The sequence below is a fragment of the Myroides sp. JBRI-B21084 genome, from assembly GCF_030545015.1.
Classification (GTDB): domain Bacteria; phylum Bacteroidota; class Bacteroidia; order Flavobacteriales; family Flavobacteriaceae; genus Flavobacterium.
Genome location: NZ_CP120653.1, coordinates 2,456,722 through 2,468,486, shown reverse-complemented (window position 1 = coordinate 2,468,486; position 11,765 = coordinate 2,456,722). Strand labels below are relative to the sequence as shown.

General features: G+C 32.3%; 10 protein-coding genes and 1 pseudogene. 8 read left to right on the top strand and 3 right to left on the bottom strand.

Going from position 1 to position 11,765, the window contains the following annotated elements; all coding sequences use genetic code 11:
- The first annotated feature begins 20 nt into the window (after positions 1–20).
- The 7 genes from P3875_RS11915 (at position 21) to ctlX (ending at position 7,561) form a co-directional block, all read left to right on the top strand.
- Positions 21–1,142 carry an OmpH family outer membrane protein gene (locus tag P3875_RS11915; RefSeq protein WP_303444174.1) on the top strand — a complete coding sequence of 374 codons (1,122 nt, stop codon included), beginning with the start codon at positions 21–23 and terminating at the stop codon, positions 1,140–1,142.
- A 68-nt stretch (positions 1,143–1,210) separates the two neighbouring features.
- Positions 1,211–1,723 carry an OmpH family outer membrane protein gene (locus P3875_RS11910; RefSeq protein ID WP_303444173.1) on the top strand — a complete coding sequence of 171 codons (513 nt, stop codon included), beginning with the start codon at positions 1,211–1,213 and terminating at the stop codon, positions 1,721–1,723.
- Between the two features lie 68 nt (positions 1,724–1,791).
- On the top strand, positions 1,792–2,571 hold the full coding sequence (murI, locus tag P3875_RS11905) for a glutamate racemase (protein ID WP_303444172.1): 780 nt from the start codon (positions 1,792–1,794) through the stop codon (positions 2,569–2,571).
- 93 nt (positions 2,572–2,664) lie between these two features.
- A complete protein-coding gene (eno, locus tag P3875_RS11900) occupies positions 2,665–3,960 on the top strand; it encodes a phosphopyruvate hydratase (protein ID WP_303444171.1) in 1,296 nt (431 codons plus the stop codon).
- A gap of 276 nt (positions 3,961–4,236) precedes the next feature.
- A complete protein-coding gene (locus P3875_RS11895) occupies positions 4,237–5,520 on the top strand; it encodes a citrate synthase (RefSeq protein ID WP_303444170.1) in 1,284 nt (427 codons plus the stop codon).
- A 115-nt stretch (positions 5,521–5,635) separates the two neighbouring features.
- Entirely contained in the window at positions 5,636–6,550 is a 915-nt protein-coding gene (locus P3875_RS11890; RefSeq protein ID WP_303444169.1) for a dimethylarginine dimethylaminohydrolase family protein, read from the top strand.
- Positions 6,551–6,622: 72 nt separating this feature from the next.
- Positions 6,623–7,561, top strand: coding sequence for a citrulline utilization hydrolase CtlX (gene ctlX / locus P3875_RS11885; protein WP_303444168.1), 939 nt, complete (start codon positions 6,623–6,625; stop codon positions 7,559–7,561).
- A gap of 52 nt (positions 7,562–7,613) precedes the next feature.
- Here ctlX and P3875_RS11880 read toward each other — a convergent pair whose 3' ends face one another.
- From P3875_RS11880 to P3875_RS11870, 3 genes and pseudogenes are all read right to left on the bottom strand, one after another.
- Positions 7,614–8,396 carry a hypothetical protein gene (locus tag P3875_RS11880; protein ID WP_303444167.1) on the bottom strand — a complete coding sequence of 261 codons (783 nt, stop codon included), beginning with the start codon at positions 8,394–8,396 and terminating at the stop codon, positions 7,614–7,616.
- Between the two features lie 16 nt (positions 8,397–8,412).
- Positions 8,413–9,928, bottom strand: a pseudogene (locus P3875_RS11875) (SulP family inorganic anion transporter).
- Positions 9,929–10,069: 141 nt separating this feature from the next.
- Entirely contained in the window at positions 10,070–10,693 is a 624-nt protein-coding gene (locus P3875_RS11870; protein WP_303444166.1) for a MarC family NAAT transporter, read from the bottom strand.
- Between the two features lie 85 nt (positions 10,694–10,778).
- Between P3875_RS11870 and P3875_RS11865 the strand changes: the two genes are divergently transcribed.
- Positions 10,779–11,765 carry an LLM class flavin-dependent oxidoreductase gene (locus tag P3875_RS11865; RefSeq protein ID WP_303444165.1) on the top strand — a complete coding sequence of 329 codons (987 nt, stop codon included), beginning with the start codon at positions 10,779–10,781 and terminating at the stop codon, positions 11,763–11,765.

Genomic DNA, 11,765 nt, shown 5'->3' with positions numbered 1-11,765 from the left:
TTTGAATAATATTTAAATGTATGAAAAAAATAGTTTCTTTTTTATTGCTAACAATGTGCACGGCAGGTTTTGCACAAAAGGGTCGTATTGCTTATATAGATTCAGATTTTATAATGAGTAAAATGCCCGAATATGACGAAGCTAATAAAGAATTAAAAAAACGCACAATTGAATGGGAAGCCGTAATTGAACGCAAAAAAAAGGAAATTACAGATTTAAAAGAAAACTTAAATGTTGAACGTCCTTTGCTAACCCAACAATTAATAGAGGAAAAAGAAGAAGATATACAAATAATTGAAAAAGAACTGTTAGAATATCAACACGAAAAATTTGGTAAAGACGGTGATTATTTCAAACAAAAACTAAACTTAGCGAAACCCTTACAAGATCAAATTTCAACAATAGTTGAAGAAATCGCCAAGAAAAAACGCTATTCTTCAGTTATTGATAAATCAGCAAGTAGTGAAGCAGCTTTGTTATATATCAATTCTTCAGACGAAATTTCAGATCAAGTTTTACGTAAACTTGAAATATCGCGAAACAAAAACAAATTAACCAAAAAAGAGGTTGAACAGTTAGAAGTTGCAGAACGCCAAAATGAAATTAAAGAGCGTCAACGTTCAAAACGCGACGAACTTGAAGAACGCCAACGTTTGTTAGAAGAAGAAAAAGAACAACAACAACAATTGGCAAACCAAAATAAGGCAAATCTAAACACACCAACTGAAACGCCTGCTGAAAAATTACGTCGTGAAAAACTAGAGCAAATTGAGAAAATAAAAGCTGAACGCGAACGTATAAAACAAAAAAAACTTGAAGATTTAGAAAAACGTAAAAACGAAATTCTAAAAAAACAAGAAGAAGCAAAACAAGCACGCGAAAAAGCCAAGGAAGAAGCAATACGTAAAAGAGAAGAAGCGATTACTGGTAAATTGCAACAAACAAATACAACAACAAACAAACCTGTTTCTGAACGTGTTCAACAACTAAAAAAGGAACAAGAAGAACGCAAAAAAGAGGTTTTAGCAAAAAAAGAAAAAGCATTAAAAGAGCGCAAACAACAAATTGAAGAACGCAAGAAAAAAATGCAACAAGAAAAGCTAAATCGTTTAAAAGAAATAGAAAATCGAAAAAAAATATAAATATAAATTTTAAAAAAATAAGTACCTTCGCAAAGGTTTTATAAGTTAAATTAAATTAAAATTCTAAAATGAGAAAATTAAAAAAATTGTTTTTGGCAGCATTAATGGTTGTAGGTTTTAACGTGGCTGCACAAGCACAAGAAGTAGCACACATTAACGTATCAGAGTTAATTCCTTTAATGCCTGAGTCTAAAACAGCTAAAGACGAATTAACAAAATTGCAAGACAAATACAAAAAAGAATTGGAAACAATGCAAAAGGACTTTCAAACTAAAGGTCAAAAATACCAATCAGAAGCTGCTACAGCTGGTGATGCATTAAACCAAACACGTATGAAAGAAATGCAAGAAATGGAAGAACGCATTGGTATGTTTGCTCAAAATGCACAACAAGAAATGGCTAAAAAAGAAATGGCTTTATCTGAACCAATTTTAACTAAAGCACAGCAAGCAATTCACAAAGTAGCGCGTGCAAAAGGTTACAAATATGTATTAGATTCTACAATTGGCTCAGGGGTTATCTTAGCCGATGGTCCTAATTTAATGGCTGAAGTTAAAAAAGAATTAAAAATTTTGAACTAATTCGTTTTTCACAAAATAATATAAAAACTACCTTAAAATTTAAGGTAGTTTTTTTTTACATTTGTTTTATGAACGATACACGTCCTATAGGTTTATTTGATTCTGGTATAGGTGGCACCACCGTGTGGCAAGCTGTAAATAATATTTTACCTAATGAAAACACCCTATTTTTAGGTGATAGTTTAAACGCACCCTATGGCCAAAAAACGAAAGAAGAAATTATACACTTATCTAAAAAAAACACTGAATGGTTGCTTAATAAAAACGCAAAAATAATAATTGTTGCATGCAATACCGCAACAACCAATGCCATTACCGAATTACGCAACACTTACAAAGTACCTATAATTGGAATTGAACCTGCTATAAAACCTGCTGCTTTAAACACCCAAACTGGTGTTGTTGGTGTACTAGCCACTCAAGGTACTTTACAAAGCAAAAAATATACAGAAGCACAAACTTTATATCCAAACGTAACTTTTATAAACCAAATAGGGTATAATATTGTGCAAATTATTGAAGAAGGAGGATTGTATTCAACCGAACTTAAAGATTTATTAACAACCTACCTATCGCCAATGGTTGAAAAAAACATAGATCATTTGGTTTTAGGTTGCACCCACTACCCTTACCTAACCCCAATATTGCAACAAATTTTACCACAAAACATAAAAATTATAGATTCCGGCTTAGCTGTTGCTAAACACACTAAAAAAATATTAGAACAACAAAACCTACTTAAAACTGATAACAAATTAGGCATCTCAGAATTTTACACCACTAAAAATGTAGAAATTATGCAAAGTTTTATTCAGCAAAAAGGCATTGCAAAACTTATAAAAATTTAAATTTGATAATTTAAAAGAAGCTGAATAAGTTTCTTTTTTTTTAACAATCAAATAAGTACATTTGCACAACAAATTATACAACACAATTAAGATATGAGTACAATTGTAAAAATTCACGCACGCCAGATATTAGACTCTCGCGGAAACCCAACAGTAGAAGTAGACGTAATCACTGAAAACGGTGTTTTAGGTCGTGCTGCAGTTCCATCAGGTGCATCAACAGGTGAACATGAAGCAGTAGAATTACGCGATGGTGGCAAACATTGGATGGGAAAAGGCGTTTTAAACGCTGTTAAAAACGTAAACGAAGTTATTGCAGAAAACATTGTAGGTTACAGTGTTTTTGAACAAAATGCAATTGATCAGGCAATGATTGAATTAGATGGTACTCCAAACAAATCAAACATTGGTGCAAACGCCATTTTAGGTGTATCGCTAGCCGTAGCAAAAGCAGCTGCTAATGAACTAGGCATGCCCTTATATCGTTATGTAGGTGGTGTTTCAGCAAACACATTACCAGTTCCAATGATGAATATTATTAATGGTGGATCACACTCTGACGCTCCAATTGCTTTTCAAGAATTTATGATCATGCCCGTTTCTGCTACTAATTTTACAGAAGCAATGCAAATGGGAACCGAAATTTTCCACAATCTTAAAAAAGTTTTACACGATAGAAATTTAAGCACAGCTGTTGGCGACGAAGGTGGTTTTGCACCTAATCTAGCAGGCGGAACTGAAGACGCATTAGATTCAATTAAACTAGCTGTTGAAAAAGCAGGTTATGTTTTTGGAAAAGACATTATGATTGCTTTAGATTGTGCAGCTTCTGAATTTTATGTAGAAGGAAAATACGACTACAAAAAATTTGAAGGCGAATCAGGAAAAGTACGCACATCTGAAGAACAAGCTTCTTATTTAGCTGAATTGTGTGAAAAGTACCCAATTATTTCTATTGAAGACGGTATGTATGAAGACGATTGGGCTGGTTGGAATTTATTAACTCAAAAAATTGGTGATAAAGTTCAATTAGTGGGCGATGATTTATTTGTAACAAACGTAGCTCGTTTACAACGTGGTATAAACGAAAACACAGCCAATTCAATTTTAATTAAAGTGAACCAAATTGGTACGTTAAGCGAAACAATTGCTGCTGTAAACATGGCACACAATGCAGGTTACACTTCGGTAATGAGTCACCGCTCTGGAGAAACTGAAGACAATACTATTGCAGATTTAGCTGTAGCTTTAAACTGCGGACAAATTAAAACAGGTTCTGCTTCACGTTCAGACCGTATGAGTAAATACAACCAATTATTACGTATTGAAGAAGAATTAGGAAGTGTTGCTTATTACCCGCAAAGCAAAGCTTTTAAAATAAAAAGATAATTTTTTTTTAAAATATTACAGAAAAGACGCATGGCGTCTTTTCTGTTTTTTATTCCTTTTTTTTACAATTTCGTAAATCCTAATCATAAAAATTAAGAATATCAAAATTTAATCTTAATTATTTAAAAATATAACCACCCTACAAGCATCAACAATTAAATTTATTATAAATATTTTATATAAAGCATAAGAATTATTTATCTGTTTATGTTTTATTAAATAAAACATTTTTATTAAATTCGCTTGAAACAAAATAAAAAATAAACAAAAAAATATATGTCAAATACTGCAACTATATCTTTAGATGACAAAACGTTTGAATTACCTGTAATTGTTGGAACTGAAAACGAAGTAGCTATTGATATTGAAAAGTTAAGAGCCTTAACTGGTGCTATTACATTAGATCCGGGTTATAAAAATTCGGGTTCATGTAAAAGTGCTATTACGTTTTTAGACGGCGAAGAAGGAATTTTAAGATACCGTGGCTATTCTATTGAAGATTTAGCAGAAAAATCGAACTTTTTAGAAGTAGCGTATTTAGTTATTTTTGGCGAATTACCAACTGCACAACAAATTGAAAAATTTGAAAACGATATTCGTAAATACACTTTAGTTAACGAAGAAATGAAAGGCATTATTGATGGCTTCCCTAAACATGCACACCCAATGGGCATTTTAGCGTCGTTAACTTGTGCTTTAACTGCTTTTAACCCTAAAGTTGTAAATACAGACAACGCTAACGAAATGTACGAAGCTGTTTGTAAAATTATGGGTAAATTTTTAGTTGTTGCAACTTGGACTTACAGAAAAATTAACGGTTATCCATTAAATTATTACGATAACACATTACCATACGTTGAAAACTTTTTACAATTAATGTTTAAATTACCTACAGGGCCTTACAAAGTAAACCCAGTAGTTTTAAATGCAATTGATAAGTTATTTATTTTACACGCCGATCACGAACAAAACTGTTCAACATCAACAGTGCGTATGGTAGGTTCATCACACGCAGGCTTATTTGCTTCAATATCTGCTGGTGTTTCTGCTCTTTGGGGTCCACTTCACGGTGGTGCTAACCAAGCAGTGTTAGAAATGTTAGAAGAAATTCAAAAAGACGGTGGCGATGCTGAAAAATACCTTGCTAAAGCAAAAGATAAAAACGATCCGTTCCGTTTAATGGGCTTCGGGCACCGTGTGTACAAAAATTTCGACCCACGTGCACGTATCATTAAAAAAGCTGCTGATGAAGTATTGGCAGAATTAGGTGTAAACGACCCAATCTTAAAAATCGCTAAAGATTTAGAGGAAATGGCGTTGAAAGACGAATATTTTGTATCACGTAACTTGTATCCAAACGTAGATTTCTATTCAGGTATTATTTACCGTGCGTTAGGTATTCCTACCGAAATGTTTACGGTAATGTTTGCAATTGGTCGTTTACCAGGATGGGTAGCACAATGGAAAGAAATGCGTGAAAATAAAGAACCAATTGGTCGTCCTCGTCAAGTTTACGTTGGTGAACAATTACGCCCTTTTAAAGATATGAACCAAAGATAATTTTTAGTTCTAAATTATAAACAAAGCCAAATCAATAACAGATTTGGCTTTGTTGTTTTTAATAGCATAACAGCAAATTACTTCTTATATTTGCTGTGTATCAAAATACATTTATATGAATTTACATGTAACAAACGAAACTTCAAAACTAAAAGCTGTAATTCTTGGAACTGCCCAAAGCAATGGCCCAACACCAACAATTGACGAAGCTTACGATCCAAAATCGTTAGAACATATTAAAGCAGGTACTTATCCCCTAGAAAAAGATATGATTGCCGAAATGGAAGCTTTTAACGAAGTTTTTAAAAAATACAACGTTACGGTTTACAGACCTGAAATTATAGAAAATTATAACCAAATTTTTAGTAGAGATATTGGTTTTGTAATTGATGATATTTTTATTAAAGCAAATATTTTACCCGATCGAGAACGTGAACTAGATGCTATTCAATACGTTATTGATAAAATAGATCCTAAAAAAGTAGTGCGTCCGCCTGAAGAGGTGCATATTGAAGGAGGTGATGTAATGCTACACAACGACCATATTTTTATAGGTACTTACAAAGGAAGCGATTACAAAGATTTTATTACAGCGCGTACCAATATGGCAGGTGTGCAATACATAAAAGAGCTTTTCCCGAACAAAATTGTAAAAGAATTTGATTTAGTAAAATCAAAAATTGAACCACGCGATAACGCCTTGCATTTAGATTGCTGTTTTCAACCGGTTGGAAAAAACAAAGGCATTATTTACAAAAGTGGCTTTCGTGAAGAAGCAGACTATATGTATTTGGTAAATTTATTCGGAAAAGAAAATCTGTTTCATATCGAACGCGAAGAAATGTACCACATGAATTCAAACGTTTTTTCTATTGATACAAATGTGGTGGTATCTGAACGTAACTTTACGCGTTTAAACAATTGGTTACGTGAAAACGGTTTTATTGTTGAAGAAATTCCGTATGCCGAAATTTCAAAACAAGAAGGTCTTTTACGATGTTCAACCTTACCTTTGATTAGAGAAAAATAAATTGATTTAGTTTTCAGGTTTAAAGTTATGTAACGTTTTAAACCTTGAACTTTAAACTTTAAACAAAAAAATATGAGCCAACAAGCTGCAAATACCGTATTAATGATTCGTCCTGTACAATTTCGTATGAACGAACAAACGGCTGTAAATAATTATTATCAAAAAAAATTAGAAGGATTAACCCCTGCAAACGTAAACCAAAAAGCGCAAGATGAATTTGATGGTTTTGTAGAACGTTTACAATCGGTTGGTGTAAACGTGGTAGTGGTTGATGATACTAAAGAAAGCGACACGCCAGACAGTATCTTTCCAAATAACTGGATTTCATTTCACGATAACGCCGAAGTAGTTTTGTACCCAATGTTTGCAGAAAACCGCAGATTAGAGCGCCGTGAAGATATTTTAGATATTTTAGAAGAAAAAGGGTTTATAATTAACGAAATCAACGATTATACATCGGCCGAAGAAGACAATATTTTTTTAGAAGGAACCGGAAGTATGATCATAGATCGTGAAAACGCTAAGGTTTATGCAGCTTTATCACCTCGTGCAGATGAAGAACTGATAATAGAGTTTTGTGAAGACAACGATATGCACCCAGTAATTTTTGAAGCTTATCAAACCGTAGATGGCAAACGTTTACCTATTTACCACACCAATGTAATGATGAGTATTGCCGAAACATTTGCTGTTATTTGCGGCGATAGTATTGATGATAAACAAGAGCGCAAATTGGTTGTAAACAGCCTGAAAGAAGATGGTAAAGAAATTATTTATATCACCGAAGATCAGGTAAACCATTTTGCTGGAAATATGTTGCAAGTTGAAGGAGCAAATGGACAATTGTATATGGTAATGAGCACACAGGCGTACGAAAGCTTAACCGATGTGCAGATTAAAGCTATAGAAAAACATTGTGCTATTCTTCACGCACCGCTTTACACTATTGAAGCATGCGGTGGCGGAAGTGCCCGTTGTATGCTGGCGGAAGTGTTTTTACCACAAGAATAATAAAACTAAAAAAACGCATTGAAAATCAATGCGTTTTTTGTATATTTTCATTTCATACAGCCTCAGCTATCGATAAATCCGAATAGGTGTTTTTTGTTAGGTTAATTTTTAGACTTACATTACAGTTTCCGCCATCAAGCATTGAAAATTTACCTATTTTAAAACTTCCATCAGTAGTCTCATCACCGCAATTAATTTTAATAAAAACTTCAATTTCCTCTTTATCATTTTTAATAGCACAACATTGAAATACATATTGTCCAAAATTCCTCAATTTATCATTGTTGTCTTGTAGTATTTTCTTTAGAATTTTATCTAATTGTATCATATCACTATTTCGTAATTCATAATTAATAAAATCCTTCGTAGAATAATACTTCAAGAAAAATTCCTCTGATGTAAAAGTGCTATAATTTTTGAATTTATCTAAATCATAATAATTCCTTACAACTAATTTAGTTTTAGAAATTGGAAGGCGATATGGATTTTCAGCATTTAAAAAAATGATTAAATTATTTTTTAATACTGCTTTCTTTGCTTGATTTATTGGAAATTCATGATATCTGAAAATGATGGTGTCATTTTGAATACGTACTTTTCCCTTTGAAATTATAGAACTATTATCGTGATCTAAATCAATTTCTTTAGTAAAAATATAACTACTATCTTCTTCTATTTGAAAGGTTGTTTTTTCAAAAAAAGCTGAGTTGTATTGAGACTCTAAAAGATATTTAGTTGATTCCTCTGCTTTAACAGAATTCAAATTTTCTTTTTTACAACTAATTAGAAAACCACTTACTGTGATTAATAATATTTGTAATTGTGATAGTCTCATATTGTTTTTCATTAATCTACAACAAATCGCTCGGTATTTTATAAAGAGGATCTTCAGCAATATTCACTTGTATAACTGCCGAAGCGTTTTCTAACAATCTACGGCAATCAGAACTTAAATGGGTAAGAATTACTTTTTTATTGCGATCGTTGTATTTTTTAGTTAATAAGTCTAAGGCTTCAATTCCACTCATATCGGCAATTCTACTTTCTTTAAACGATATCATCACGGTGTCTGGATCGTTTGTTACATCAAACTTTTCGTTAAAATTAGCTACCGATCCAAAAAACAATGGTCCGTAAATTTCATAATGCTTCATGCCGTTTTCGTCAATAAATTTTCTTGCACGTATACGTTTGGCACTTTCCCATGCAAAAACCAATGCCGAAATAATAATTCCAATTAAAACAGCAACGGCTAAATTGTGAAAAATAATGGTGATACCAGCTACAATAATGGTTACAAGTATATCGCTTTTGGGCATTTTAGTCATTTTTTTTAAAAATCCCCAACTAAATGTAGTAATTGCAACCATCATCATAACGCCTACTAAGGCAGCCATAGGAATCATTTCTATAACCGGAGCACCAACTAAAATTATTAAAAGAATTGCCAAAGCACTTACAATAGCCGAAATGCGTTTGCGTGCACCAGCATTTAAGTTAACAAATGTTTGCGCAATCATAGCACAGCCACCCATACCTGTAAAAAAACCGTTGGTTATATTAGCTATTCCTTGTGCCACCGATTCTTTATTAGCATTTCCACGAGTTTCTGTTATTTCATCAACAAGAGTTAGTGTAAGTAAACTTTCTAATAAACCAACACCAGCCATTATTAACGCATACGGAAATATAATTTGTAACGTTTGAATATTAAAAGGAATATTTGGTATATGTAATGGCGGTAAACTACCACTAATAGCCGCAATATCTGCAACCATTTTAGTATCAATTTGTAAAAGATGTACCAAAACAAAAACTACTACAATGGCAATTAAAGTTGTAGGTAATGCTTTTGATATTTTTGGAATTACATATATTAATGCAATGGTTACCAAAACTAAACCGGCCATTACAACTAACGATTCACCTTGTAACCATTCAAAATGAAGCCCTTTTTTAGTTTTAAATTGATCTATTTGCGACATAAAAATCACAACAGCTAAACCATTTAAAAAACCGTACATTACAGGCTGTGGAACCAAGCGCACAAATTTTCCTAATTTAAAAAGCCCTACACAAACTTGTATTAACCCAGCTAAAATTACCGCTGCAAAAAAATATTCAATTCCATACTGAGCAATTAAAGCAATCATAACAATAACCGTTGCTCCGGCTCCACCCGATATCATTCCTGGTCTACCTCCTAAAAAAGCTGTGATTATTCCCATTATAAATGCGCCGTATAAGCCTGTTAATGGTGGTAACCCTGCTACAATAGCCAAACGATAACGACTCTGGTATCATAGTCATTGCAACCGTTAAACCAGCTAAAATTTCAATTCTGTACGTTTTAAATAGTTCTTTCATTAAAAAATTAAATAAAGTTTATTTTTATTAGTTCTAAATAAAAACAAACAGTATCTTTACTTAAGTAAAAACTGAAGTAATTTTATATTAGTATGTTAATTGTTGTTTAGTTTTAATAAAGGTGTTCTATATTAGACACCTTTATTGCATTTTAAAAATTACAAGTATAGAATTAATGATATATTGAATACCAATAGCTAAAACTAAAAAGCCAATAATTCTAGAAATTGCAACAATACCTGCAGCTCCTAATAATTTAGAGATATAATTGGCACTCCTTAAAATCAAAAAAACGCTAATTGCAACCATAAAAATAGCTGCAACAATTAAAAGTTTATTAATTAATTCGGGGTTATCTTGTTCCATAGCAATAAGTAACGACATAGATCCAGGCCCTGCCATCATAGGAATGGCAAGTGGAGTTAAAGCTATGTCATTTCGGTGCTGGGCATCGTTAGTTACCTTTTTATTCACCCCTCTTCGCTTACTAAAACTACCTGAAAGTAAACCAAAACCCGACGAACAAATAACTACACCACCAGCTATACGTAGCACATCAATACTAATTCCAAAAAAATTAAGAATAATTTTTCCAATAAAAAAAGAGATTACTAGAATAATAAATACATTGATAGATGCCCATAAAGCCGTTTTATTTTTAACTTCTTTGGTATCTTCTTGCGTTAAACCTAAGAAGATAGGCACAGTTCCTAACGGATTAATAACCGAAAAAAGTGCAGCAAATGTGATTAAAAAAAGATCCATATGATAAGGTAGAAAGATTTTCTTAAAGCTAAAAAATAAAATCAAATTATAGTTGAAATAAAAGTAGTAATTTTGAAAAAAAATTATGAACTATTCCTACCTTGATTTAGTTTACGTTAAAGAAAAAAACACCGTACAAGATGCATTTGCTGAACTTAAAAAAACAGCCCAACAAGCTGATAATTTAGGTTTTAATAGATTTTGGCTTGCTGAACACCATAATATGGAAGGTGTTGCTAGTAATGCTACCTCTGTTTTAATGGGATATGTTGCTTCACAAACTTCTAACATTCGCGTTGGATCTGGCGGAATTATGCTTCCTAATCACTCCCCTTTAATCGTTGCAGAACAACTGGGTACTTTGGCGCAACTATATCCAAATAGAATTGATTTAGGTTTAGGACGCGCACCAGGAACCGACCCGAATACTGCAAAAGAATTAAACGAAACATTTTTAAAAGGTGTACACGAATTTCCTGTTAACGTTGCTAAACTTCAAAAATATTTTTCGTCTACAAGTTCAGAAGAAAATATACGTGCATATGTAGCCGAAGGAACCGAAATACCCATTTATTTATTAGGCTCAAGTACCGATAGTGCCCTTTTAGCTGCAAACGAAGGCTTACCTTACACTTTTGCTGCACATTTTGCACCACATTTATTAAAAGATGCTTTTGAATTATATACTAGCAATTTTAAAGCAAAAGGATCATTAAAGAAACCTTATAAAATTGCATGTGTAAATATTATTATTGGCGAAAATGAAGAAGATGCTAAATTACAAGCTTCCTCTTTATACAATATGTTTTTAGGATTAGTAAGAAATGTAAAAACAAAATTACAACCGCCAAGTTTACATTTTTATGACAATTGGACAATTATTGAAGAAGTTCAAATCAATCATATGACAGCTCAAAGTTTTATTGGCAATAAAGAAACTGTGGCTCGAAATTTGATAGATTTCATTAATCGTTATGAAATTGATGAAATTATGATGTCTTGTCCAATATTTTCAATGGAAAAACGTTTATATTCTATGGAGCAATTTGCTTCTATTATTTCAAAAATTTAA